Below are 25514 nucleotides of genomic sequence, written 5' to 3' on the forward strand. Positions count from 1 at the left end.
CACCTATTTTCTAGCCCTTACTTGGAGTAGAGCTCGACAATCAGGCTTTCGTTGATGTCGGCGGACAGATCACTGCGAGCTGGAACGTTCTTGAAAACGCCCGACTTCTTCTCAGTGTCTACTTCTACCCATTCTACGCGGCCACGTTGGGCACACAGATCGAGAGCTTGGACAATGCGAAGTTGGTTCTTTGCTTTCTCGCGAATCGCGACCACGTCACCAGCACGAACCTGGTAAGACGGTACGTTTACGGTCTGACCGTTAACGCTGACGGATTTGTGCGATACCAGCTGACGGGATTCGGCACGAGTAGAGCCAAAACCCATACGGTATACAACGTTGTCCAGACGGCATTCGAGCAGTTGCAGCAGGTTTTCACCGGTTGCACCTTTCTTGCCAGCAGCTTCTTTGTAGTAGCCGCTGAATTGACGCTCGAGAACGCCGTAAATACGACGGACCTTCTGCTTTTCACGCAGTTGGGTGCCGTAATCGGACTGGCGACCGCGGCGTTGGCCGTGGATACCAGGTGCTGCTTCGATGTTGCACTTCGATTCGATCGCGCGCACGCCGCTCTTCAGAAAGAGATCGGTGCCTTCGCGACGAGCGAGTTTGCATTTTGGACCAATGTAACGAGCCATTCTTTACAATCTCCTGGATTACACGCGGCGCTTCTTCGGCGGACGGCACCCGTTGTGCGGGATTGGCGTCACGTCGGTGATGCTGGCGATCTTGTAGCCACAGCCGTTCAAAGCGCGGACTGCAGATTCACGACCTGGGCCTGGACCTTTGACGTTAACGTCGAGGTTTTTCAGACCGTATTCCAGCGCAGCTTGACCAGCACGTTCAGCAGCTACTTGAGCAGCAAACGGGGTGGACTTGCGGGAACCGCGGAAACCCGAGCCACCGGAGGTAGCCCAGGAAAGAGCGTTGCCTTGACGGTCGGTGATGGTCACGATTGTGTTGTTAAAAGATGCATGGATGTGGGCGATGCCATCAACCACTGTCTTTTTAACTTTTTTACGAGGACGAGCAGCAGGTTTAGCCATGATTAATTTCCTGTCGATTCGCTGGGGCGATTACTTGCGGATCGGCTTACGCGGACCTTTACGGGTACGCGCGTTAGTCTTGGTACGCTGACCGCGCACTGGAAGACCACGACGATGACGCAGACCGCGATAGCAACCGAGGTCCATCAAACGCTTGATTTTCATGTTGATTTCGCGACGCAGGTCACCTTCAGTGGTGAACTTCGCCACTTCGCCACGCAGCTGTTCAATCTGCTCGTCGCTCAGATCTTTGATCTTTGCGGCTGGGTTTACCCCAGTCACTGCACAGATCTTCTGTGCAGTAGTGCGACCAACACCATAGATGTAGGTCAGCGAGATAACAGTATGCTTGTTATCTGGAATGTTAACGCCTGCAATACGGGCCATTCAGTGGGACTCCAATTGACAGCTACCTACGCCCCGGAAGCCAAGAAATAGGGCGCGAGATAATATCGCTGTAATAACAAATAATCAACCCGGTAGCGCACTAGCTACCGGGCTTGAAGCACAATCACACTCAGCCTTGGCGCTGTTTGTGACGCGGTTCCGCGCTGCAAATTACTCGAACAACACCTTCGCGGCGAATAATTTTGCAGTTACGGCACAGCTTTTTCACCGATGCACGAACTTTCATCACCAACTCCTCGAACCTTATGGGTACTCAGCGCAACATGCCGCTGCCGTAACCCTTCAGGTTGGCTTTCTTCATCAGGGATTCGTACTGGTGCGAAACGAGGTGCGATTGTACTTGGGACATGAAGTCCATCACAACCACGACGACGATCAGCAACGAGGTCCCGCCAAGGTAGAACGGAACGTTGGCTGCAACCACCAGGAACTGGGGAAGCAGACACACGGCCGTCATATAAAGAGCACCGAACAGAGTCAAACGGGTCAAAACGCCATCAATATAGCGTGCCGACTGTTCGCCCGGACGGATACCCGGAATAAAGGCACCGGACTTCTTCAGGTTTTCCGCTACGTCTTTCGGATTGAACATCAACGCCGTATAGAAGAAGCAGAAGAAAATAATCCCTGCACTAAACAGCAGAATATTCAACGGCTGACCAGGAGCGATCGACTGCGAGATGTCCTGCAACCAGCCCATACCTTCAGACTGACCGAACCAGGCACCCAACGAAGCCGGGAACAGCAAAATGCTGCTCGCGAAAATGGCCGGAATAACACCGGCCATGTTCACCTTCAGCGGCAAGTGGCTAGTCTGCGCAGCAAAAACCTTACGGCCCTGCTGACGCTTGGCGTAGTGAACAGCAATACGACGCTGACCACGCTCAATGAACACCACGAAACCGATAATCGCTACTGCCAGCAAACCGATGGCAACCAGGGCGAAGATATTGATATCACCCTGACGGGCAGACTCGAAAGACTGCCCGATCGCTCTCGGAAGACCGGCGACGATACCCGAAAAAATCAACATCGAGATACCGTTGCCAACACCACGCTCAGTAATCTGCTCACCCAGCCACATCATGAACATCGCACCAGCCACAAAAGTGGTTACCGCGACGAAATGGAAGCTAAAGTCACCAGTGAACGAAACGCCCTGCCCCGCCAGACCAATGGACATGCCAATAGCCTGGACAAGAGCAAGAGCGACAGTGAGGTAGCGGGTGTACTGGCTGATCTTGCGACGGCCAGCTTCACCTTCCTTCTTCAACTGCTCCAGCTGCGGGCTGACGGCCGTCATCAGTTGCATGATGATCGATGCCGAAATGTACGGCATGATCCCCAGTGCAAAGATGCTCATCCGCTCCAGCGCGCCGCCGGAAAACATGTTGAACAAGCTAAGAATGGTCCCCTCATTCTGTCGAAACAGGTCCGCGAGTCGGTCCGGGTTGATACCTGGAACCGGGATGTGTGCGCCTATTCGGTAGACGATAATCGCCAGGAACAGAAAACGCAGACGAGCCCAGAGTTCAGACATACCGCCTTTGCCGAGCGCAGAGAGAGCACCTTGCTTAGCCATTTATTCCTCGAACTTGCCGCCAGCTGCTTCGATAGCCGCACGCGCACCTTTGGTGGCGCCGATTCCCTTTCCGATGGTAACAGCGCGAGTAACTTCGCCGGACAGCATGATTTTCACACGCTGTACGTTGACGTTGATCACGTTGGCATCTTTCAGGGACTGCACGGTGACGATGTCGCCTTCCACTTTAGCCAGCTCGGACAGACGCACTTCTGCGCGGTCCATGGCTTTCAGGGAAACGAAACCGAACTTCGGCAGGCGACGATGCAGCGGCTGTTGACCGCCTTCAAAGCCTGGAGCAATGGTGCCACCGGAGCGGGAGGACTGACCTTTGTGGCCACGGCCACCGGTCTTGCCCAAACCACTACCGATACCACGGCCCGGACGATGCTTTTCGCGACGGGAACCCGGCGCTGGACTCAGATCATTGAGTTTCATCGATTAACCCTCGACACGCAGCATGTAGTAAGCCTTGTTGATCATCCCGCGATTCTCGGGAGTATCAAGTACTTCTACAGTGTGACCGATGCGACGCAGACCCAGACCCTTAACGCACAGTTTGTGGTTAGGGATGCGGCCGGTCATGCTTTTGATCAGCGTAACTTTAACGGTAGCCATGATCAGAAGATCTCCTTGACGCTTTTGCCACGCTTGGCGGCAATGGATTCAGGAGACTGCATAGCTTTCAAACCTTTGAAAGTGGCGTGAACCACGTTTACCGGGTTAGTCGAGCCGTAGCACTTGGCCAGAACGTTCTGAACGCCAGCAACTTCGAGGACAGCACGCATAGCGCCGCCAGCGATGATACCGGTACCTTCAGAAGCAGGCTGCATGTACACCTTCGAAGCGCCGTGACCGGACTTCATTGCGTACTGCAGAGTGGTGCCGTTCAGGTCGACTTGGATCATGTTGCGGCGAGCAGCTTCCATTGCCTTCTGGATCGCAGCAGGCACTTCACGCGACTTGCCACGGCCGAAGCCAACACGCCCTTTACCATCACCAACCACGGTCAACGCGGTGAAAGTGAAGATACGGCCGCCTTTAACGGTTTTGGCTACGCGGTTAACTTGAACCAGCTTCTCGATGTAGCCTTCGTCGCGCTTTTGGTCGTTATTTGACATAACTTAGAACTCCAGCCCAGCTTCACGAGCAGCATCAGCCAGCGCCTTGACGCGGCCGTGGTACTTGAAGCCAGAGCGGTCGAAAGCCACCTGCGAGACGCCAGCGGCTTTAGCACGCGTAGCGACCAGCTGGCCAACCTTAGTGGCCGCGTCGATGTTGCCAGTGGCGCCATCACGCAGTTCTTTATCCAAAGTCGAGGCAGATGCCAGGACTTTGTTGCCGTCGGCCGAAATGACCTGGGCGTAGATGTGCTGCGACGAGCGGAACACGCAGAGACGCACGACTTCGAGTTCGTGCATTTTCAGGCGTGCTTTGCGAGCGCGACGCAGTCGAGTAACTTTTTTGTCGGTCATTTGCTATGCCCTACTTCTTCTTGGCTTCTTTACGACGGACGACTTCGTCCGCGTAGCGCACACCTTTGCCTTTGTACGGCTCTGGTGGACGGAAGTCGCGGATCTCGGCGGCCACTTGACCTACCAGCTGCTTATCGATGCCCTTGATCAGGATATCGGTCTGGCTAGGAGTCTCAGCGGTGATGCCTTCCGGCAGTTCATAATCCACTGGGTGCGAGAAGCCAAGAGCCAGGTTCAGCACTGTGCCTTTTGCTTGCGCTTTGTAACCAACACCGACCAGCTGGAGCTTGCGCTCGAAGCCTTGGCTTACGCCTTGGACCATGTTGTTTACCAACGCACGAGTGGTACCAGCCATTGCGCGAGTTTGTTGATCGCCATTGCGAGCAGCGAAACGCAGCTCACCAGCTTCTTCAACGATCTCAACGGACGAATGGATGTTCAGTTCGAGAGTGCCCTTGGCACCCTTCACCGAAAGCTGTTGGCCTGCGAATTTGACTTCGACACCGGCTGGCAGCTTAACGGGGTTCTTAGCGACGCGTGACATGCTTATCCCCCCTTAGAACACAGTGCAAAGAACTTCGCCGCCGACACCGGCAGCGCGCGCAGCACGATCCGTCATCACACCTTTGTTGGTGGAGACGATAGACACACCGAGACCGCCACGAACTTTTGGCAGATCATCGACGGACTTGTACTGACGCAGGCCTGGACGGCTAACGCGCTTCACTTCTTCGATGACCGGACGGCCTTCGAAGTACTTCAGCTCGATGGACAGCAGTGGTTTGATTTCGCTGCTGATCTGATAACCCGCAATGTAACCTTCGTCCTTCAGGACTTTGGCAACAGCTACCTTCAAAGTAGAAGATGGCATGCTTACGACGGACTTTTCAGCCATCTGGGCATTACGGATTCGAGTTAGCATGTCCGCTAACGGGTCCTGCATACTCATGGGCTAGACGCTCCTAATACAAAAAAATTAGCCTTGCGGCTACTACTTGTCGCCGAGCTCATCCATGCGGAAAAAGCACGGGCTCAGGCGAGCCGGGTATTCTAGACACACCCCACAAATGAATCAAGCCCCAAAAGGGGCTTGATTCAAGTTCAAGGTCACCGGCGGTCAGGATCTTGCGATCCCGAACACCGAGACTTTGATAGTGCTTACCAGCTGGCTTTAACCAGACCAGGTACGTCACCACGCATTGCAGCTTCACGCAGCTTGTTACGGCCGAGGCCGAACTTGCGGTAAACGCCGTGTGGACGACCGGTCAGGCGGCAGCGGTTACGCATGCGCGAGGCGCTTGCGTCACGTGGCTGCTTCTGCAGAGCTACTGTAGCTTCCCAACGTGCTTCTGGACTTGCGTTCAGATCAACGATGATAGCTTTCAGTGCTGCACGCTTTTTGGCGTACTTGGCAACCGTGAGCTGACGCTTCAGCTCGCGGTTTTTCATGCTCATCTTGGCCATTTTCCTACTCCAATCAGTTGCGGAACGGGAATTTGAAAGCACGCAACAGGGCGCGACCTTCATCATCGTTCTTGGCAGTGGTGGTCAGGGTAATGTCCAGACCGCGGAGAGCATCGATCTTGTCGTAGTCGATTTCCGGGAAGATGATCTGCTCTTTAACGCCCATGCTGTAGTTACCACGACCATCGAAGGACTTGGCATTCAGGCCGCGGAAGTCGCGAACCCGAGGCAGGGAGATCGACAGCAGACGATCCAGGAACTCGTACATACGCTCACGGCGCAGGGTCACTTTGACGCCGATCGGCCAACCTTCACGGACTTTAAAGCCAGCGATGGATTTCCGAGCGTAGGTCACAACAACTTTCTGGCCGGTGATCTTTTCCAGGTCGGCAACAGCGTGCTCGATGACTTTTTTGTCACCGACTGCTTCGCCCAGACCCATGTTCAGGGTGATTTTTGTAACGCGTGGAACTTCCATCACGTTCGAAAGCTTAAGTTCTTCCTTAAGCTTCGGTGCGATTTCCTTCCAGTAAATCTCTTTTAGTCGTGCCATGGTCTTCTACCTAGCAGTGTTCAAGCATCAACCGCTTTTTGGGTCGACTTGAAGACACGAATTTTCTTGCCGTCTTCTACTTTGAAACCAACGCGGTCAGCCTTGTTGGTTTCGCCGTTGAAAATGGCGACGTTAGAAGCGTCCAGTGGAGCTTCTTTTTCGACGATACCGCCTTGTACGCCCGACATCGGGTTAGGCTTGGTATGACGCTTAACCAGGTTCAGACCGCCAATAACCAGACGGTTATTAGCGAGAACCTTAAGCACCTTACCGCGCTTACCTTTGTCTTTGCCGGCGATCACGATGATCTCGTCGTCACGACGAATCTTTTGCATGTCGGATCTCCTTACAGCACTTCTGGGGCGAGCGAGACGATCTTCATGAACTTCTCAGTACGAAGTTCACGGGTCACTGGCCCAAAGATACGGGTGCCGATCGGCTCTTGCTTGTTGTTCAGAAGAACAGCAGCGTTGCCATCAAAGCGGATAATGGAGCCATCAGCACGACGTACGCCGTGACGAGTGCGGACTACAACAGCAGTCATCACTTGGCCTTTTTTCACTTTACCGCGAGGAATTGCTTCCTTCACGGTAACTTTGATGATGTCACCGATACCAGCGTAACGACGATGGGAGCCACCCAGCACCTTGATGCACATAACACGGCGAGCGCCGCTGTTATCGGCCACATCGAGCATGGATTGAGTCTGAATCATATAATTTCTCCGACCCCTAGTCCTTAGACTTCCACAGCGCGTTCGAGAACATCAACCAGCGCCCAAGACTTGGTCTTGGCCAAAGGACGAGTTTCACGAATAGTGACTTTGTCGCCGATGTGGCACTGATTGGTTTCGTCGTGCGCGTGCAGCTTAGTCGAACGCTTAACGTATTTACCGTAGATCGGGTGCTTAACGCGACGCTCGATCAGTACGGTGATGGTTTTGTCCATCTTGTCGCTGACAACACGGCCAGTCAGCGTACGGACAGTTTTTTCGGCTTCAGCCATGATTACTTACCTGCCTGCTGGTTGAGCACAGTCTTCACGCGAGCGATGTCACGCTTAACTTGCGAGAGCAGATGAGACTGCCCCAACTGGCCAGTTGCTTTCTGCATACGCAGATTGAACTGGTCGCGCAGCAAGCCGAGCAGTTGCTCGTTCAGCTGCTGTGCGGATTTTTCACGAAGTTCATTCGCTTTCATCACATCACCGTCCGTTTAACAAAGGCGGTGGCGAGCGGCAGCTTTGCAGCAGCCAGGGCAAAAGCCTCACGCGCCAGCTCTTCAGAAACACCCTCGATTTCATACAGGACTTTGCCTGGCTGAATCTGGGCAACCCAGTACTCCACACTACCCTTACCTTTACCCATCCGAACTTCGAGGGGCTTTTTGGAAATAGGCTTGTCCGGGAATACACGGATCCAGATCTTGCCGCCACGTTTAACGTGACGGGTCAGAGCACGACGCGCTGACTCGATCTGACGAGCGGTGAGACGACCACGAGCTACAGACTTCAGCGCATATTCGCCGAAGCTGACTTTGCTACCGCGCTGAGCCAGACCACGGTTGTGGCCTGTCATCTGCTTGCGGAACTTCGTACGCTTTGGTTGCAACATTTGGCGTACCCCTTACTTAGCAGCTTTTTTACGAGGCGCTGGTGCTTGTGGTTTCAGTTCTTCTTGGCGACCACCAATTACTTCGCCTTTGAAGATCCAAACCTTTACACCGATCACACCGTAAGTGGTGTGAGCTTCGTAGTTGGCATAGTCGATGTCGGCACGCAGGGTGTGCAGTGGCACACGACCTTCGCGATACCATTCAGTACGTGCGATTTCAGCACCGCCGAGACGACCGCTCACTTGGATTTTGATGCCTTTGGCACCAATGCGCATGGCGTTCTGAACAGCGCGCTTCATAGCGCGACGGAACATTACGCGACGCTCCAGCTGCTGAGCTACGCTCTGCGCAACCAGCATACCGTCGAGCTCCGGCTTGCGGATCTCTTCGATATTGATGTGCACAGGCACACCCATTTGCTTGGTCAGGTCCTGACGCAGTTTCTCAACATCTTCACCTTTCTTCCCGATAACGATACCTGGACGAGCGGTGTGGATGGTGATACGTGCAGTCTGAGCCGGACGATGGATATCGATACGGCTTACGGACGCGCTTTTTAGTTTGTCTTGGAGATACTCACGCACCTTCAGATCAGCGAACAAATAGTCCGCATAAGTCCGACCGTCTGCGTACCAGACGGAGGTGTGCTCCTTGACGATTCCCAGGCGAATGCCAATGGGATGTACTTTCTGACCCATCTCTTCGACTCCGTTACTTGTCAGCAACCTTGACAGTGATATGGCAAGACCGCTTGACGATGCGATCAGCACGGCCTTTGGCACGTGGCATGATGCGCTTCAGCGAACGCCCTTCGTTGACGAAAACGGTGCTGACTTTAAGGTCATCAACGTCTGCACCTTCGTTATGCTCGGCGTTGGCTACGGCCGACTCCAGCACTTTCTTCATGATCTCGGCGGCTTTCTTACTGCTGAAAGCCAACAAGTTGAGCGCTTCGCCCACCTTCTTCCCGCGGATCTGGTCGGCGACCAAGCGGGCTTTCTGGGCGGAGATTCGAGCGCCCGACAACTTAGCGGCTACTTCCATTTCCTAACCCCTTAACGCTTGGCTTTCTTGTCTGCCACGTGCCCACGATAAGTGCGGGTACCGGCGAACTCGCCCAGTTTGTGGCCGACCATGTCTTCGTTAACGAGAACTGGGACGTGTTGACGACCGTTGTGTACTGCGATGGTCAAACCGACCATTTGTGGCAGGATCATCGAACGACGCGACCAGGTTTTCACCGGTTTGCGATCATTCTTTTCCGCCGCCACTTCGATCTTCTTCAATAGGTGAAGATCGATAAAAGGACCTTTTTTCAGAGAACGTGGCACTGTCGTATCCCTCTATTTACTTGCGACGACGGACGATCATTTTGTCGGTACGCTTATTACCACGAGTCTTCGCGCCCTTAGTCGGGAAGCCCCATGGCGATACCGGATGACGACCACCAGAGGTACGACCTTCACCACCACCATGTGGGTGGTCAACCGGGTTCATGGCAACACCACGAACGGTTGGGCGAACGCCACGCCAGCGTTTGGCACCAGCTTTACCCAGCGAACGCAGGCTGTGCTCGGAGTTCGAGACTTCACCCAGGGTCGCGCGGCATTCAGCCAGCACTTTACGCATCTCACCAGAACGCAGACGCAGGGTCACGTAGACACCTTCACGAGCGATCAGCTGAGCCGAAGCACCAGCGGAACGAGCGATTTGCGCGCCTTTACCTGGCTTCAATTCGATGCCGTGTACGGTGCTACCAACTGGAATGTTACGCAGTTGCAGAGCGTTGCCCGGCTTGATCGGCGCCAGAGCACCTGCGATCAGCTGGTCACCAGCACTCACGCCTTTAGGGGCGATGATGTAGCGACGCTCGCCATCTGCGTACAGCAGCAGAGCGATGTGAGCAGTACGGTTTGGATCGTATTCGATACGCTCGACAGTGGCAGAGATGCCATCTTTGTCGTTGCGACGGAAATCGACCAGACGATAATGCTGCTTATGGCCACCACCGATGTGACGAGTGGTAATGCGACCATTATTGTTACGACCACCAGTCTTCGATTTTTTCTCGAGCAGCGGTGCGTGAGGAGCGCCTTTATGCAGCTCCTGGTTGACCACCTTGACCACAAAACGGCGGCCAGGGGAAGTCGGTTTGCATTTAACGATTGCCATGATGCACCCCTTCCTTACTCAGCACTGCTGCTGAAATCGAGATCTTGGCCTGGCTGAAGGGAGATAACTGCCTTCTTCCAGTCATTACGCTTGCCCAGACCGCGAGCAGTGCGCTTGCTCTTACCCAGAACATTCAGGGTAGTAACACGCTCTACTTTCACGCTGAACAGGCTTTCGACGGCCTTCTTGATTTCCAGCTTGGTTGCGTCAGTTGCAACCTTGAAAACGAACTGGCCTTTCTTGTCAGCCAGAACCGTAGCCTTCTCGGAAACGTGCGGGCCAAGCAGAACTTTAAATACGCGTTCCTGGTTCATCCCAGCAGCTCCTCGAATTTCTTCACGGCCGACACGGTGATCAACACCTTGTCGTATGCGATCAGACTAACTGGATCGGAACCTTGCACGTCACGTACATCAACGTGTGGCAGGTTACGGGCAGCCAGGTACAGGTTCTGATCAACGACTTCAGACACGATCAAGACGTCAGTCAAGCCCATGCCGGTCAGTTTGTTCAGCAGATCTTTGGTCTTCGGTGCATCAACAGCGAAGTCCTGAACCACGACCAGACGATCAGTACGCACCAGCTCAGCAAGGATGGAACGCATTGCTGCGCGATACATCTTCTTGTTCAGCTTCTGGGTGTGATCCTGAGGACGAGCTGCGAAAGTGGTACCGCCGCCACGCCAGATTGGGCTACGGATAGTACCGGCACGAGCACGGCCAGTACCTTTCTGACGCCATGGGCGCTTACCGCCACCACGAACGTCGGAACGGGTCTTTTGCTGCTTGGAACCCTGACGGCCGCCGGCCATGTAGGCCACGACTGCTTGGTGAACCAGCGTCTCGTTGAATTCGCCGCCAAATGTCAGTTCGGAAACTTCGATCGCTTGAGCGTCATTTACATTTAATTGCATGTCAGCTTCCCCTTAACCGCGAGCCTTGGCTGCTGGACGTACAACCAAGTTGCCGCCAGTAGCGCCAGGAACAGCGCCCTTGACCAACAACAGATTGCGTTCAGCGTCCACGCGCACTACTTCGAGGGACTGCACGGTCACGCGCTCAGCGCCCATATGACCGGACATTTTTTTGCCCTTGAATACACGACCAGGAGTCTGGCACTGGCCGATAGAGCCTGGAACGCGGTGGGACACGGAGTTACCGTGGGTATTATCTTGCCCGCGGAAATTCCAACGCTTGATCGTACCCTGGAAGCCTTTACCCTTGGACTGACCGGTTACATCAACCAGTTGACCAGCGGCGAAGATTTCAGCGTTGATCAGATCGCCGGCCTGGTACTCGCCTTCTTCAAGACGGAATTCCATTACGGTACGACCAGCGGCAACGTTCGCTTTAGCGAAGTGGCCAGCTTGAGCAGCTGTAACACGCGAAGCACGACGCTCGCCTACAGTGACTTGCACTGCACGATAGCCATCGGTCTCTTCAGTTTTGAACTGGGTGACGCGATTCGGTTCGATCTCAATGACCGTGACCGGAATGGAGACACCTTCTTCGGTGAAAATACGGGTCATACCGCATTTACGACCGACTACACCAATAGTCATGTTGTAAACCTCATGAGTGTACGGGGCTTTCACCCGCTATGGCCGCCCATTTCAGAGCGTTACACGACTAAGACCGAGTCTTAGCCGAGGCTGATCTGCACTTCCACACCGGCCGCAAGATCAAGCTTCATAAGAGCATCAACGGTTTTATCCGTTGGCTGGACGATGTCCAGAACGCGCTTATGAGTACGGATCTCGTACTGGTCACGCGCGTCTTTGTTGACGTGCGGGGAGACCAGAACGGTGAACCGCTCTTTACGGGTAGGCAGTGGAATTGGACCACGCACTTGAGCACCAGTACGTTTCGCGGTTTCCACGATTTCCTGGGTGGATTGGTCGATCAGGCGATGGTCAAAAGCCTTCAACCTGATACGGATTTGCTGATTTTGCATTGGATTTCAGACTCCGGCTGCTATTCCCACCGAGCGCAATACGCCCGTTAAAAGGAGGCGCAATTCTATAGACGCCCCAGATAGGTGTCAACCCAATAAAAAAGCCCCCGCTAAGCGGGGGCTTTTTCAATTCATCAAGCTGACTCTAAAAAGAGGCTTACTCGATGATTTTGGCTACGACGCCAGCGCCGACGGTACGACCGCCTTCACGGATAGCGAAACGCAGACCATCTTCCATCGCGATGGTTTTGATCAGGGTAACAGTCATCTGAATGTTGTCACCTGGCATTACCATTTCAACGCCTTCTGGCAGCTCGCAGTTACCAGTCACGTCAGTAGTACGGAAGTAGAACTGTGGACGGTAGCCTTTGAAGAACGGAGTATGACGACCGCCTTCTTCCTTGCTCAGAACGTAAACTTCTGCGGTGAACTTGGTGTGCGGCTTAACCGAACCCGGCTTAACCAGAACCTGACCACGCTCAACGTCGTCACGCTTGGTGCCGCGCAGCAGCACGCCGCAGTTCTCGCCAGCACGACCTTCGTCGAGCAGCTTGCGGAACATTTCAACACCGGTGCAGGTGGTGACGGTAGTGTCACGCAGACCAACGATTTCCAGCGGATCCTGAACGCGAACGATACCGCGCTCGATACGACCAGTCACAACAGTACCGCGACCGGAGATCGAGAATACGTCTTCGATTGGCATCAGGAACGGCTTGTCGGTCAGACGAACTGGTTCTGGGATGTAGCTGTCCAGAGTTTCAACCAGTTTACGAACGGCAGTGGTGCCCATTTCGTTGTCGTCTTTGCCTTCCAGAGCCATACGAGCAGAACCGATGATGATCGGAGTGTCGTCGCCTGGGAAGTCGTAAGTGCTCAGCAGATCGCGCACTTCCATCTCAACCAGTTCCAGCAGCTCAGCGTCGTCTACCAGGTCAGCCTTGTTCAGGAAAACCACGATGTACGGAACGCCTACCTGACGGGACAGCAGGATGTGCTCACGGGTTTGTGGCATCGGACCATCAGCGGCCGAGCAAACCAGGATAGCGCCGTCCATCTGGGCAGCACCAGTGATCATGTTCTTCACATAGTCAGCGTGACCTGGGCAGTCAACGTGAGCGTAGTGACGGATCTTCGAGTTGTACTCGACGTGTGCGGTGTTGATGGTGATACCACGAGCTTTTTCTTCTGGCGCGCTGTCGATTTTATCGAAATCAACGATGGCCGAACCGAATACTTCGGAGCAGACGCGAGTCAGAGCTGCGGTCAGAGTGGTTTTACCGTGGTCAACGTGACCGATGGTGCCAACGTTGACGTGCGGTAGGGAACGATCAAATTTTTCTTTAGCCACGACAATTAACTCCTTGCCTAAAGGGCTGAATCAGCCTTGTTTTTTGGTAACAGTTTCGACGATGTGCGACGGAGCTGTATTGTATTTTTTGAATTCCATAGAGTAGCTTGCGCGACCCTGGGACATGGAACGAACGTCGGTCGCATAACCGAACATCTCGCCCAGCGGAACTTCGGCGCGAATTACCTTGCCGGAGACCGTGTCTTCCATACCCAAAATCATGCCGCGACGACGGTTAAGGTCGCCCATCACGTCACCCATATAGTCTTCAGGCGTAACAACCTCTACCGCCATGATCGGCTCAAGCAACTCACCACCGCCCTTCTGGGCCAGTTGCTTGGTCGCCATGGAAGCAGCCACCTTAAACGCCATCTCGTTGGAGTCGACGTCGTGGTAAGAACCATCAAACACGGTAGCCTTCAGGCCGATCAGCGGATAGCCGGCAACAACGCCGTTCTTCATCTGCTCTTCGATACCCTTCTGGATCGCCGGGATGTATTCCTTAGGAACCACACCACCCACGACTTCGTTCACGAATTGCAGACCTTCCTGACCTTCGTCAGCAGGAGCAAAACGAATCCAGCAGTGGCCGAACTGACCACGACCGCCGGATTGACGAACGAACTTGCCTTCGATTTCACAGTTCTTCGTGATGCGCTCACGATAGGAAACCTGAGGCTTACCAATGTTGGCTTCGACGTTGAACTCACGGCGCATCCGGTCAACCAGGATGTCCAGGTGCAGCTCGCCCATGCCGGAGATGATCGTTTGACCAGTCTCTTCATCGGTTTTGACGCGGAAAGATGGATCTTCCTGAGCAAGCTTGCCCAGAGCGATGCCCATTTTTTCCTGGTCGTCCTTGGTCTTAGGCTCTACGGCAACCGAAATAACCGGCTCCGGGAAGTCCATACGAACCAGGATGATTGGCTTGTCAGCGTTGCACAAAGTCTCACCAGTGGTGACGTCCTTCATGCCGATCAAGGCCGCGATGTCACCAGCGCGCACTTCCTTGATTTCTTCACGGGCGTTTGCGTGCATTTGCACCATACGACCCACGCGCTCTTTCTTGCCTTTAACCGAGTTGATCACGCCGTCGCCGGAGGCCAACACGCCCGAGTAAACTCGAACGAAGGTCAAGGTACCCACGAATGGGTCGGTAGCGATCTTGAACGCCAGAGCCGAGAACGGCTCGTTGTCGTCTGCATGACGCTCCAGCTCGATAGTCTCGTCATCCGGGTCAGTACCCTTGATGGCAGGAATTTCGGAAGGAGCAGGCAGGTAGTCGATAACGGCGTCGAGAACCAGGGGAACACCCTTGTTCTTGAAGGAAGAACCGCAAACAGCCAGAACGATCTCACCAGCGATAGTACGCTGACGCAGAGCCGCCTTGATTTCCGCGTTGGTGAGTTCTTCACCTTCGAGGTACTTGTTCATCAGCTCTTCGCTGGCTTCTGCCGCAGCTTCAATCATGTTGCCGCGCCACTCGTCTGCCAGCTCCTGCAGTTCAGCAGGGATAGGCTTACGAACTGGAACCATGCCTTTGTCAGAGTCATTCCAGTAAACAGCTTCCATAGCCATCAGATCGATCTGACCCTGGAAGTTGTCTTCGGAACCGATAGCCAACTGGATCGGCACTGGAGTGTGACCCAGACGCTGCTTGATCTGACCGATCACGCGCAGGAAGTTCGCACCAGCACGGTCCATCTTGTTTACGTAAACAAGACGTGGAACGCCGTACTTGTTGGCTTGACGCCATACGGTTTCCGACTGAGGCTCAACACCCGAGGTGCCGCAGAACACAACGACCGCGCCGTCGAGAACACGCAGGGAACGCTCAACTTCAATAGTGAAGTCTACGTGGCCCGGGGTGTCGATGACGTTGAAACGGTATTGGTCCTTGTGCTGCTTCTCGGAACCCTGCCAGAAGGCGGTAATAGCAGCAGAAGTAATGGTAATACCACGCTCCTGCTCCTGCACCATCCAGTCTGTGGTCGCGGCGCCGTCATGCACCTCGCCCATCTTGTGACTTTTGCCAGTGTAAAAAAGGACGCGCTCGGTGGTGGTGGTTTTACCAGCATCCACGTGTGCAACGATACCAATGTTACGGTAGCGATTAATCGGTGTTGTACGAGCCATAAAGCCCTCGCAAAATTAGTGACGCTAAAATTAGAAGCGGTAGTGCGAGAAAGCCTTGTTGGCTTCAGCCATACGGTGCACGTCTTCACGCTTCTTAACTGCAGCACCTTTACCTTCAGCGGCGTCCAACAGTTCGCCAGCCAAACGCAGAGCCATAGACTTCTCGCCGCGCTTGCGGGCGAAGTCTACCAACCAGCGCATTGCCAGAGCGTTACGACGGGACGGACGAACTTCGACCGGAACCTGGTAAGTAGCACCGCCTACACGGCGCGACTTTACTTCGACCAGCGGAGCGATGGCGTCGAGAGCTTTCTCGAAGATTTCCAGGGGATCGCTGTTCTTGCGTTCTTTAACTTTTTCCAGCGCGCCATAAACGATACGTTCGGCAACGGCTTTCTTGCCGCTTTCCATAACGTGGTTCATGAACTTGGCCAGGATCTGGCTGCCGTACTTTGGATCGTCAAGCACTTCGCGCTTGGCTGCTACGCGTCTTCTTGGCATGGATAAGCCCTCAAACGGTCTTCAGGTTCGCTCGGAATCGGTGCCCTTGCGGGACGCCTCCGACCTTACTCTTATCGACTCAGAAAAATAGAAAATCAGTTTTTACAAAAAGCCGCTACTACTTAGGCTTCTTGGTACCGTACTTCGAGCGACCCTGGTTACGACCTTTAACGCCGGAAGTATCCAAAGAACCGCGTACGGTGTGGTAACGAACACCTGGCAAGTCTTTTACACGACCGCCGCGGATCAGTACCACGCTGTGCTCTTGCAGGTTGTGGCCTTCACCGCCGATGTACGAGGAAACCTCGAAACCGTTGGTCAGACGCACACGGCATACTTTACGCAGTGCCGAGTTAGGTTTTTTCGGCGTGGTGGTATACACACGGGTGCATACGCCACGACGTTGCGGGCAGTTCTGCAGCGCAGGCACGTCGGATTTCTCGACGATACGCTTACGCGGCTGACGTACCAGCTGGTTGATAGTTGCCATCTACTAGCTCCACTGTTGTCTTGCGACGCTATTGTCTTGCAAGAAAAGCAAAATGGCAGGAACGAATTCCCGCCAAATTTAGGGGTACAAGAGTCTAAAGAGGATCTTGTCCCCAGTCAAGGCAAGGCCCCGACCTCCCCACCCATCCAACCTCGACAAATTGTCTCGATTCGATGAACGGAGCAGCCAGGGCCTTAGCTCATTTATCGCAGAACTCAGTTACCGCTAGAGTTCAGCGCTTCGGTCAGTGCAGCTTCCACTTCACTGGCGCTTACGCGCAACGGTTTGTCAGCATCACGGCGACGCTTACGCTCGCTGTGATAAGCCAGACCGGTACCAGCCGGGATCAGACGACCCACGACCACGTTTTCTTTCAGGCCGCGCAGGTAATCGCGCTTGCCGGTTACCGCCGCCTCGGTCAATACGCGAGTGGTTTCCTGGAAGGAAGCCGCCGAGATGAACGATTCGGTGGACAACGACGCCTTGGTGATACCCAGCAACACACGAGTGAACTTGGAAACGAATTTCTCGTCGCCCGCCAGACGCTCGTTCTCTACCAGAACGTGAGTCAACTCCATCTGGTCGCCCTTGATGAAAGTCGAGTCGCCGGATTCAGCGATTTCAACCTTACGCAACATCTGACGCAGGATGGTCTCGATGTGCTTGTCGTTGATCTTCACGCCTTGCAGACGATAAACGTCCTGGATCTCGTTCACGATGTACTTGGCCAGCGCACTCACACCCAGCAGACGCAGGATGTCGTGTGGATCGCTCGGGCCGTCGGAGATAACTTCGCCGCGGTTTACCTGTTCGCCTTCGAAGACGTTCAGGTGACGCCACTTCGGAATCAGCTCTTCGTACGGATCGGTGCCGTCGTTCGGAGTGATAACCAGACGGCGCTTGCCTTTGGTCTCTTTACCGAACGCGATGGTGCCGCTGACTTCAGCCAGAATCGAGGCTTCTTTCGGACGACGTGCTTCGAACAAGTCGGCAACACGCGGCAGACCACCGGTGATGTCACGGGTCTTCGAAGTCTCTTGCGGGATACGAGCGATAACATCACCGATCGCAATCTTCGCACCATCCGCTACACCAACCAGGGCGTTAGCAGGCAGGAAGTACTGAGCAATTACGTCAGTACCCGGCAGCAAGAGATCCTTGCCGTTGTCATCAACCATCTTCACAGCAGGACGGATATCTTTACCGGCAGCTGGACGGTCTTTGGCGTCGAGTACTTCAATGTTGGTCATACCGGTCAATTCGTCAGTCTGACGCTTGATCGTGATGCCTTCTTCCATGCCCACGTAGGTCACGGTACCTTTCATTTCGGTAACGATTGGGTGAGTGTGCGGATCCCACTTGGCCACGATTGCGCCAGCGTCGACCTTGTCACCTTCTTTAACCGAAATCACAGCACCGTACGGCAGCTTGTAACGCTCGCGCTCACGACCAAAGTCATCAGCGATTGCCAGCTCACCCGAACGGGACACAGCAACCAGGCAACCGTCCACTCGCTCAACGTGTTTCAGGTTGTGCAGACGGACGGTACCGCCATTCTTCACCTGAACGCTGTCAGCTGCGGAGGTCCGGCTTGCCGCACCACCGATGTGGAACGTACGCATGGTCAGCTGGGTACCCGGCTCACCGATGGACTGGGCAGCAATAACGCCGACCGCTTCACCGATGTTCACCTGGTGACCACGAGCCAGGTCACGGCCGTAGCACTTGGCGCAAATGCCGTAGCGGGTTTCGCAGCTGATTGGCGAACGCACGATCACTTCATCGATGCTGTTCAGCTCGATGAACTCAACCCACTTCTCGTCTACCAGTGTGCCGGCAGGAACGATGATTTCTTCGGTACCTGGTTTGAACACGTCACGGGCAATAACACGACCCAATACGCGCTCACCCAGCGGCTCAACAACGTCACCGCCTTCAATGTGCGGTGTCATTACCAGGCCATGTTCGGTGCCGCAATCGATCTCGGTCACAACCAGATCCTGCGCCACGTCTACCAGACGACGAGTCAGGTAACCGGAGTTCGCAGTTTTCAACGCGGTATCCGCCAAACCTTTACGAGCACCGTGAGTGGAGATGAAGTACTGAAGTACGCTCAAACCTTCACGGAAGTTCGCAGTAATCGGCGTTTCAATGATGGAGCCGTCCGGCTTGGCCATCAGGCCACGCATACCGGCGAGCTGACGGATCTGCGCAGCAGAACCCCGTGCGCCCGAGTCGGCCATCATGTACATCGAGTTGAAAGACTCTTGGTCGACTTCGACGCCATGACGATCGATAACTTTCTCTTTCGAGAGGTTGGCCATCATCGCCTTGGAAACTTCGTCGTTCGCCTTGGACCAAAGGTCGATCACTTTGTTGTACTTCTCGCCCTGGGTTACCAGGCCGGAGGCGTACTGACTTTCGATCTCTTTCACTTCATCAGTAGCAGCGTTGATGATGCGGGCTTTTTCATCCGGGATAACGAAGTCGTTAACGCCAATGGAAACGCCGGAGATGGTCGAATAAGCAAAACCGGTGTACATCAACTGGTCAGCGAAGATCACGGTCTCTTTCAAACCAACCACGCGGTAGCACTGGTTGATCAGCTTGGAGATCGCCTTTTTCTTCATCGGCTGGTTGACGACGTCGTACGACAGGCCAGGTGGAACAACCTGGAACAACAGCGCACGGCCGACGGTAGTGTCGACGATACGGGTGTTCTTGACGCTGCCACCATCACGATCGTTAACGGTTTCATTGATCCGCACTTTGACTTTAGCGTGCAGTGCGGCTTCGCCGGCACGGAACACACGGTCAACTTCTTGCAGATCCGCGAACACACGACCTTCGCCCTTGGCGTTGATCGCTTCACGAGTCATGTAGTACAGACCCAATACAACGTCCTGCGACGGAACGATGATTGGCTCACCGTTGGCTGGCGACAGAATGTTGTTGGTCGACATCATCAACGCACGCGCTTCCAACTGGGCTTCCAGTGTCAGCGGTACGTGCACGGCCATTTGGTCGCCGTCGAAGTCGGCGTTGTACGCAGCACAGACCAGAGGGTGCAGCTGGATAGCCTTACCTTCGATCAGTACTGGTTCAAACGCCTGGATACCCAGACGGTGAAGGGTCGGTGCACGGTTGAGGAGAACCGGGTGTTCGCGAATGACTTCAGCGAGAACATCCCAAACTTCCGGCAGCTCGCGCTCGACCATCTTCTTGGCAGCTTTGATGGTGGTAGCGAGACCACGCATTTCCAGCTTGCCGAAAATGAACGGCTTGAACAGCTCGAGAGCCATTTTCTTCGGCAGACCGCACTGGTGCAGACGCAGGGTCGGACCTACGGTAATTACCGAACGACCGGAGTAGTCAACACGCTTACCGAGCAAGTTCTGACGGAAACGACCCTGCTTACCCTTGATCATGTCAGCCAGGGATTTCAGAGGACGCTTGTTGGAACCCGTGATAGCGCGACCACGACGACCGTTGTCGAGCAGTGCGTCGACGGCTTCCTGCAACATACGCTTTTCGTTGCGCACAATGATGTCCGGAGCGGACAAATCAAGCAGACGCTTCAAGCGGTTGTTACGGTTGATCACTCGACGATACAGATCGTTGAGGTCGGAAGTCGCGAAACGACCGCCATCCAGCGGGACCAGTGGACGCAGATCTGGCGGCAGAACCGGCAGAACGGTCAGCACCATCCATTCTGGAAGATTGCCGGAACCCTGGAAGGCTTCCATCAACTTCAGACGCTTGGACAGCTTCTTGATTTTGGTTTCGGAGTTGGTTTGCGGAATTTCTTCACGCAGACGGCCAATCTCGTGTTCCAGATCGATAGCGTGCAGCAGTTCACGGACAGCTTCGGCACCCATGCGGGCATCGAAATCGTCGCCGAACTCTTCCAGCGCTTCGAAGTACTGCTCGTCGTTGAGCAGCTGACCTTTTTCAAGGGTGGTCATGCCTGGATCGATAACGACATAGCTCTCGAAGTAGAGAACGCGTTCGATATCACGCAGGGTCATGTCCATCAGCAAGCCGATACGCGACGGCAGCGATTTCAGGAACCAGATGTGGGCAACTGGCGAGGCCAGTTCAATGTGCGCCATGCGCTCACGACGAACTTTAGCCAGCGCGACTTCAACGCCGCACTTCTCGCAGATCACACCACGGTGCTTCAAGCGCTTGTACTTACCGCACAGGCACTCGTAATCCTTGACCGGGCCAAAGATCTTGGCGCAGAACAGGCCGTCACGTTCAGGTTTGAACGTACGGTAGTTGATGGTTTCCGGCTTTTTAACTTCACCGAACGACCACGAACGGATCATCTCAGGCGATGCCAATCCAATACGGATGGCGTCGAACTCTTCGACTTGACCCTGGTTTTTCAGCAAATTCAGTAGGTCTTTCAAGGCCTTTCCTCCTGGCGGAGCAGAGAGCGGGCAATCCTGCCCCGCTCTCGATTCGCGTCACGTGTTATTCGGTTTCCAGATCGATATCGATGCCGAGGGAACGAATTTCCTTGATCAACACGTTGAAAGACTCGGGCATGCCCGGCTCCATACGGTGATCGCCATCCACGATGTTTTTGTACATCTTGGTACGGCCGTTCACATCGTCCGACTTCACTGTGAGCATTTCTTGCAGAGTGTAAGCGGCACCGTAAGCTTCCAGTGCCCAGACCTCCATCTCCCCGAAACGCTGACCACCGAACTGTGCCTTACCACCCAGCGGCTGCTGGGTAACCAGGCTGTACGAACCGGTAGAACGAGCGTGCATCTTGTCGTCTACCAAGTGGTTCAGCTTCAGCATGTACATGTAGCCAACAGTAACCGGGCGCTCGAACTTGTTGCCGGTACGGCCGTCGGTCAGCTGCATCTGGCCGCTTTCTGGCAGGTCTGCCAGTTTCAGCATGGCCTTGATTTCGCTTTCCTTGGCGCCGTCGAACACTGGAGTGGCCATTGGAACGCCGCCACGCAGGTTCTTCGCCAGATCCAGGATTTCCTGGTCGGAGAAGCTATCCAGATCTTCGTTACGACCGCCGATCTGGTTGTAGATCTCGTCGAGGAAGGTACGAAGCTCAGCAACTTTGCGCTGCTCTTCGATCATCCGGTTGATCTTCTCGCCCAGACCTTTGGCCGCGAGGCCGAGGTGGGTTTCAAGGATCTGACCAACGTTCATACGCGAAGGTACGCCCAACGGGTTGAGGACAACGTCGACCGGGGTGCCATTGGCATCGTGCGGCATGTCTTCAACCGGCATGATCACGGAGACCACACCTTTGTTACCGTGACGACCGGCCATCTTGTCGCCCGGCTGGATGCGGCGACGGATTGCCAGGTAAACCTTGACGATTTTCAGCACGCCTGGAGCCAGGTCATCGCCCTGCTGCAGTTTGCGCTTCTTGTCTTCGAACTTGTCGTCCAGCAGACGGCGGCGATCAACGATGTAGGCCTGAGCCTTCTCGAGCTGCTCGTTCAGAGCATCTTCAGCCATGCGCAGCTTGAACCACTGACCATGCTCAAGACCGTCGAGAACTTCGTCGGTGATGTCCTGACCTTTCTTCAGACCGGCGCCGCCTTCGGCTTTGTGGCCGACCAGAGCGGAACGCAGACGTTCGAAAGTGGCGCCTTCAACGATACGGAACTCTTCGTTCAGATCCTTACGGATCTCGTCGAGTTGAGTCTTCTCGATCGACAGTGCACGAGCATCACGCTCAACGCCGTCACGGGTGAAGACCTGTACGTCGATGACGGTACCCTTGGTGCCGGTTGGCACGCGCAGGGAGGTGTCTTTAACGTCGCTGGCTTTTTCACCGAAGATGGCACGCAACAGCTTCTCTTCCGGAGTCAGTTGGGTCTCGCCTTTCGGAGTGACCTTACCAACCAGAATGTCGCCTGCGCCAACTTCAGCACCTACGTAAACGATACCGGCTTCGTCCAGTTTGTTCAGTGCAGCTTCACCCACGTTCGGGATGTCTGCAGTGATTTCCTCTGGCCCAAGCTTGGTGTCACGTGCCACACAGGTCAGTTCCTGAATGTGGATCGTGGTGAAGCGATCTTCCTGAACCACACGCTCGGACAGGCAGATGGAGTCTTCGAAGTTGAAGCCGTTCCATGCCATGAACGCGATGCGCATGTTCTGACCCAGAGCAAGCTCACCCATGTCGGTGGACGGACCATCAGCCATGATGTCGCTGCGCTGAACCCGATCACCTTTACGCACCAGCGGACGCTGGTTGATGCAGGTGTTCTGGTTGGAGCGGGTGTACTTGGTCAGGTTGTAGATGTCGACACCAGCTTCGCCGGTTTCAACTTCGTCATCAGCAACACGAACCACGATACGGCTGGCGTCGACGGAATCGATAACACCGCCACGACGAGCCACGACGCAAACGCCGGAGTCACGAGCTACGTTACGCTCCATACCGGTACCGACCAGCGGCTTGTCAGCGCGCAGGGTTGGCACAGCTTGACGCTGCATGTTCGAACCCATCAGCGCACGGTTGGCGTCGTCGTGCTCGAGGAACGGGATCAGCGACGCTGCAACCGAAACTACCTGCTTCGGCGATACGTCCATCAAGGTGACGTCTTCCGGCGCCTTGACGGTGAACTCGTTCAAGTGACGGACAGCTACCAGCTCGTCGATCAGGACTTTCTTGTCGTTCATCGTGGCCGAAGCCTGAGCGATCACGTGATCAGCTTCTTCGATGGCGGACAGGAACACGATCTCGTCGGTGACCAGAGCGTCTTTCACCACACGGTACGGGCTCTCGAGGAAACCGTACTGGTTGGTGCGCGCATAAGCGGCCAGGGAGTTGATCAGACCGATGTTCGGACCTTCCGGCGTTTCAATCGGGCATACACGACCGTAGTGAGTCGGGTGTACGTCACGAACTTCAAATCCAGCACGCTCACGAGTCAAACCGCCAGGGCCGAGTGCAGAAACACGACGCTTGTGGGTGATCTCGGACAGCGGGTTGTTCTGGTCCATGAACTGGGACAGCTGGCTGGAACCGAAGAACTCTTTCACCGCCGCAGCTACAGGCTTGGCGTTGATCAGGTCTTGCGGCATCAGGCCTTCGCTTTCAGCCATCGACAGACGCTCTTTGACCGCACGCTCAACACGTACCAGGCCAACGCGGAACTGGTTCTCGGCCATTTCGCCTACGCAGCGAACACGACGGTTACCCAGGTGGTCGATGTCATCGACGATGCCTTTGCCGTTACGGATGTCGACCAGAGTCTTCAGTACCGCGACGATGTCTTCTTTGCACAACACGCCCGAACCTTCGATCTCGGTACGACCGATACGACGGTTGAACTTCATCCGGCCGACCGCAGACAGGTCATAGCGCTCAGGGCTGAAGAACAGGTTGTTGAACAGGGTCTCGGCAGCGTCTTTGGTTGGCGGCTCGCCTGGACGCATCATGCGATAGATCTCGACCAGCGCTTCCAATTGGTTGCTGGTGGAGTCGATCTTCAGTGTGTCGGAGACGAACGGACCGCAGTCGATATCGTTGGTGTACAGAGTTTCAATGCGAACAACCTGAGCCTTGGCGATTTTGGCCAGGATCTCGGTGTTCAGCTCGGTGTTGCACTCTGCCAGGATTTCGCCGGTTGCCGGATGCACGATGGCTTTGGCGGTAGTGCGGCCCAGGACGTAGTCCAGAGGCACTTCCAGGGTCTTGAGACCGGCTTTTTCGATCTGGTTGATGTGGCGCGCAGTAATACGGCGACCAGCCTCAACGATGACCTTGCCCTTCTCGTCCTGAATATCAAGAACAGCGATTTCACCACGCAGACGCGAAGCAATCAGTTCCAGACTGAGGGTTTCGCCGCTCAGGTGGAAAACGTTGGTGGTGTAGAACGCGTCCAGCACTTCTTCAGTGGTATAGCCCAGCGCGCGCAGCAATACCGATGCAGGCAGCTTGCGACGACGGTCGATACGCACGAACACGCAGTCTTTCGGATCGAACTCGAAGTCCAACCACGAACCGCGGTAAGGAATGATGCGCGCGGAGTACAGCAGTTTGCCGGAGCTGTGCGTCTTGCCACGGTCGTGGTCGAAGAACACGCCCGGGGAACGGTGCAGCTGGGAAACGATTACACGCTCGGTACCGTTGATTACGAAGGTACCGTTCTCAGTCATCAGGGGGATTTCACCCATGTAGACTTCTTGCTCTTTAATGTCCTTGATCGCTTTGTTCGACGATTCTTTGTCGAAAATGATCAGGCGCACTTTTACCCGCAAAGGTACGGCGTAAGTTACACCGCGCAATACGCATTCTTTGACATCAAATGCCGGTTCGCCCAGGCGATAACCGACGTACTCCAGCGCAGCATTGCCGGAGTAGCTGATGATCGGGAAAACGGATTTGAAGGCCGCATGCAGGCCCACGTCGCGGAACTGATCTTTAGTCGCTCCCGCTTGCAAGAATTCACGATACGAATCCAGCTGGATGGCCAGGAGGTACGGCACATCCATGACGTCCGGCAACTTGCTAAAGTCCTTGCGGATACGTTTTTTCTCAGTATATGAGTAAGCCATCAGCGTTCCCCAGCTTGGTCACCTGCTTGTTTGGCCCCTCCCGACGGGAGCAGCCAGAAAATCGTGCAAACCCCATGGTTTGCGCCACCACATCGGGTGGTTACAGCTCGTTATCAGCACCGACCCAGTCGGCTGCCAATAACGGAAAAAGGCCGGTGGCAAGAGCCACCAGCCATCAGCCTTTTGCTTAACGCTCGGGCTGGAGGAGCAAAGTCGA

At 54.9% G+C, this 25514-nt stretch carries 32 protein-coding genes; all 32 read right to left on the reverse strand.

Annotated elements, in window-relative coordinates:
- Positions 1–17: 17 nt before the first annotated feature.
- The 32 genes from rpsD to rpoB all read right to left on the reverse strand — a co-directional run bounded on the left by rpsD (position 18) and on the right by rpoB (position 25297).
- On the reverse strand, positions 18–638 hold the full coding sequence (gene rpsD / locus ACA048_RS26350; RefSeq protein ID WP_003210056.1) for a 30S ribosomal protein S4: 621 nt from the start codon (positions 636–638) through the stop codon (positions 18–20).
- Between the two features lie 18 nt (positions 639–656).
- The gene (gene rpsK, locus ACA048_RS26355; protein WP_002555466.1) at positions 657–1046 is read right to left on the reverse strand and encodes a 30S ribosomal protein S11; all 390 of its coding nucleotides are present in this window, start codon (positions 1044–1046) and stop codon (positions 657–659) included.
- Positions 1047–1076: 30 nt separating this feature from the next.
- Positions 1077–1433, reverse strand: coding sequence for a 30S ribosomal protein S13 (gene rpsM / locus ACA048_RS26360; protein WP_003186020.1), 357 nt, complete (start codon positions 1431–1433; stop codon positions 1077–1079).
- Positions 1434–1563: 130 nt separating this feature from the next.
- Positions 1564–1680, reverse strand: coding sequence for a 50S ribosomal protein L36 (gene rpmJ / locus ACA048_RS26365; protein ID WP_002555468.1), 117 nt, complete (start codon positions 1678–1680; stop codon positions 1564–1566).
- 27 nt (positions 1681–1707) lie between these two features.
- A complete protein-coding gene (secY, locus tag ACA048_RS26370) occupies positions 1708–3036 on the reverse strand; it encodes a preprotein translocase subunit SecY (protein ID WP_007943780.1) in 1329 nt (442 codons plus the stop codon).
- The gene (gene rplO / locus ACA048_RS26375; RefSeq protein WP_007896782.1) at positions 3037–3474 is read right to left on the reverse strand and encodes a 50S ribosomal protein L15; all 438 of its coding nucleotides are present in this window, start codon (positions 3472–3474) and stop codon (positions 3037–3039) included.
- A 3-nt stretch (positions 3475–3477) separates the two neighbouring features.
- Positions 3478–3654 carry a 50S ribosomal protein L30 gene (gene rpmD / locus ACA048_RS26380; protein ID WP_003186033.1) on the reverse strand — a complete coding sequence of 59 codons (177 nt, stop codon included), beginning with the start codon at positions 3652–3654 and terminating at the stop codon, positions 3478–3480.
- 2 nt (positions 3655–3656) lie between these two features.
- A complete protein-coding gene (gene rpsE, locus ACA048_RS26385) occupies positions 3657–4157 on the reverse strand; it encodes a 30S ribosomal protein S5 (RefSeq protein ID WP_007943782.1) in 501 nt (166 codons plus the stop codon).
- Positions 4158–4160: 3 nt separating this feature from the next.
- On the reverse strand, positions 4161–4511 hold the full coding sequence (rplR, locus tag ACA048_RS26390; RefSeq protein ID WP_003186037.1) for a 50S ribosomal protein L18: 351 nt from the start codon (positions 4509–4511) through the stop codon (positions 4161–4163).
- 10 nt (positions 4512–4521) lie between these two features.
- The gene (rplF, locus tag ACA048_RS26395; RefSeq protein ID WP_003176412.1) at positions 4522–5055 is read right to left on the reverse strand and encodes a 50S ribosomal protein L6; all 534 of its coding nucleotides are present in this window, start codon (positions 5053–5055) and stop codon (positions 4522–4524) included.
- Positions 5056–5067: 12 nt separating this feature from the next.
- Positions 5068–5460, reverse strand: a complete 393-nt coding sequence (gene rpsH / locus ACA048_RS26400) for a 30S ribosomal protein S8 (RefSeq protein WP_003186040.1) — start codon at positions 5458–5460, stop codon at positions 5068–5070.
- Positions 5461–5669: 209 nt separating this feature from the next.
- Complete coding sequence (gene rpsN, locus ACA048_RS26405) at positions 5670–5975, reverse strand: 30S ribosomal protein S14 (protein WP_003176414.1); 306 nt, start codon at positions 5973–5975, stop codon at positions 5670–5672.
- A 13-nt stretch (positions 5976–5988) separates the two neighbouring features.
- Complete coding sequence (rplE, locus tag ACA048_RS26410) at positions 5989–6528, reverse strand: 50S ribosomal protein L5 (protein WP_003176415.1); 540 nt, start codon at positions 6526–6528, stop codon at positions 5989–5991.
- A gap of 20 nt (positions 6529–6548) precedes the next feature.
- Positions 6549–6863, reverse strand: coding sequence for a 50S ribosomal protein L24 (gene rplX / locus ACA048_RS26415; protein ID WP_003176416.1), 315 nt, complete (start codon positions 6861–6863; stop codon positions 6549–6551).
- Positions 6864–6874: 11 nt separating this feature from the next.
- Positions 6875–7243 carry a 50S ribosomal protein L14 gene (gene rplN, locus ACA048_RS26420; RefSeq protein ID WP_002555479.1) on the reverse strand — a complete coding sequence of 123 codons (369 nt, stop codon included), beginning with the start codon at positions 7241–7243 and terminating at the stop codon, positions 6875–6877.
- Between the two features lie 23 nt (positions 7244–7266).
- On the reverse strand, positions 7267–7533 hold the full coding sequence (gene rpsQ, locus ACA048_RS26425) for a 30S ribosomal protein S17 (protein WP_003176419.1): 267 nt from the start codon (positions 7531–7533) through the stop codon (positions 7267–7269).
- A 2-nt stretch (positions 7534–7535) separates the two neighbouring features.
- Complete coding sequence (rpmC, locus tag ACA048_RS26430; protein WP_002555481.1) at positions 7536–7727, reverse strand: 50S ribosomal protein L29; 192 nt, start codon at positions 7725–7727, stop codon at positions 7536–7538.
- The gene (gene rplP, locus ACA048_RS26435; protein ID WP_007943783.1) at positions 7727–8140 is read right to left on the reverse strand and encodes a 50S ribosomal protein L16; all 414 of its coding nucleotides are present in this window, start codon (positions 8138–8140) and stop codon (positions 7727–7729) included. Before rplP ends, rpmC begins: the two co-directional genes overlap by 1 nt.
- Before the next feature lie 12 nt (positions 8141–8152).
- Entirely contained in the window at positions 8153–8839 is a 687-nt protein-coding gene (rpsC, locus tag ACA048_RS26440; protein ID WP_003176422.1) for a 30S ribosomal protein S3, read from the reverse strand.
- A 13-nt stretch (positions 8840–8852) separates the two neighbouring features.
- Positions 8853–9185 carry a 50S ribosomal protein L22 gene (gene rplV, locus ACA048_RS26445; RefSeq protein WP_003103908.1) on the reverse strand — a complete coding sequence of 111 codons (333 nt, stop codon included), beginning with the start codon at positions 9183–9185 and terminating at the stop codon, positions 8853–8855.
- A gap of 11 nt (positions 9186–9196) precedes the next feature.
- Positions 9197–9472: a 30S ribosomal protein S19 gene (rpsS, locus tag ACA048_RS26450; RefSeq protein WP_002555486.1), complete on the reverse strand. Its 276-nt coding sequence runs from the start codon at positions 9470–9472 to the stop codon at positions 9197–9199.
- Positions 9473–9488: 16 nt separating this feature from the next.
- On the reverse strand, positions 9489–10313 hold the full coding sequence (gene rplB, locus ACA048_RS26455; RefSeq protein WP_003176423.1) for a 50S ribosomal protein L2: 825 nt from the start codon (positions 10311–10313) through the stop codon (positions 9489–9491).
- 14 nt (positions 10314–10327) lie between these two features.
- Positions 10328–10627: a 50S ribosomal protein L23 gene (gene rplW / locus ACA048_RS26460; RefSeq protein ID WP_002555488.1), complete on the reverse strand. Its 300-nt coding sequence runs from the start codon at positions 10625–10627 to the stop codon at positions 10328–10330.
- Positions 10624–11226, reverse strand: coding sequence for a 50S ribosomal protein L4 (rplD, locus tag ACA048_RS26465; protein WP_007896707.1), 603 nt, complete (start codon positions 11224–11226; stop codon positions 10624–10626). The genes rplW and rplD overlap by 4 nt, the downstream gene beginning before the upstream one ends.
- 12 nt (positions 11227–11238) lie before the next feature.
- A complete protein-coding gene (gene rplC / locus ACA048_RS26470) occupies positions 11239–11874 on the reverse strand; it encodes a 50S ribosomal protein L3 (RefSeq protein WP_003186059.1) in 636 nt (211 codons plus the stop codon).
- Between the two features lie 80 nt (positions 11875–11954).
- Entirely contained in the window at positions 11955–12266 is a 312-nt protein-coding gene (rpsJ, locus tag ACA048_RS26475; RefSeq protein WP_003186070.1) for a 30S ribosomal protein S10, read from the reverse strand.
- A gap of 157 nt (positions 12267–12423) precedes the next feature.
- A complete protein-coding gene (gene tuf, locus ACA048_RS26480) occupies positions 12424–13617 on the reverse strand; it encodes an elongation factor Tu (protein WP_027924378.1) in 1194 nt (397 codons plus the stop codon).
- A gap of 30 nt (positions 13618–13647) precedes the next feature.
- Positions 13648–15753, reverse strand: coding sequence for an elongation factor G (gene fusA, locus ACA048_RS26485; protein WP_140672297.1), 2106 nt, complete (start codon positions 15751–15753; stop codon positions 13648–13650).
- A 30-nt stretch (positions 15754–15783) separates the two neighbouring features.
- Positions 15784–16254: a 30S ribosomal protein S7 gene (gene rpsG / locus ACA048_RS26490; RefSeq protein WP_002555493.1), complete on the reverse strand. Its 471-nt coding sequence runs from the start codon at positions 16252–16254 to the stop codon at positions 15784–15786.
- 118 nt (positions 16255–16372) lie between these two features.
- Positions 16373–16744 carry a 30S ribosomal protein S12 gene (gene rpsL / locus ACA048_RS26495; protein ID WP_002555494.1) on the reverse strand — a complete coding sequence of 124 codons (372 nt, stop codon included), beginning with the start codon at positions 16742–16744 and terminating at the stop codon, positions 16373–16375.
- Positions 16745–16959: 215 nt separating this feature from the next.
- A complete protein-coding gene (rpoC, locus tag ACA048_RS26500; RefSeq protein ID WP_008145492.1) occupies positions 16960–21159 on the reverse strand; it encodes a DNA-directed RNA polymerase subunit beta' in 4200 nt (1399 codons plus the stop codon).
- A gap of 64 nt (positions 21160–21223) precedes the next feature.
- Positions 21224–25297 carry a DNA-directed RNA polymerase subunit beta gene (rpoB, locus tag ACA048_RS26505; protein ID WP_007946139.1) on the reverse strand — a complete coding sequence of 1358 codons (4074 nt, stop codon included), beginning with the start codon at positions 25295–25297 and terminating at the stop codon, positions 21224–21226.
- Positions 25298–25514: the final 217 nt, after the last annotated feature.

It is taken from the genome of Pseudomonas sp. LBUM1659, from assembly GCF_059716045.1.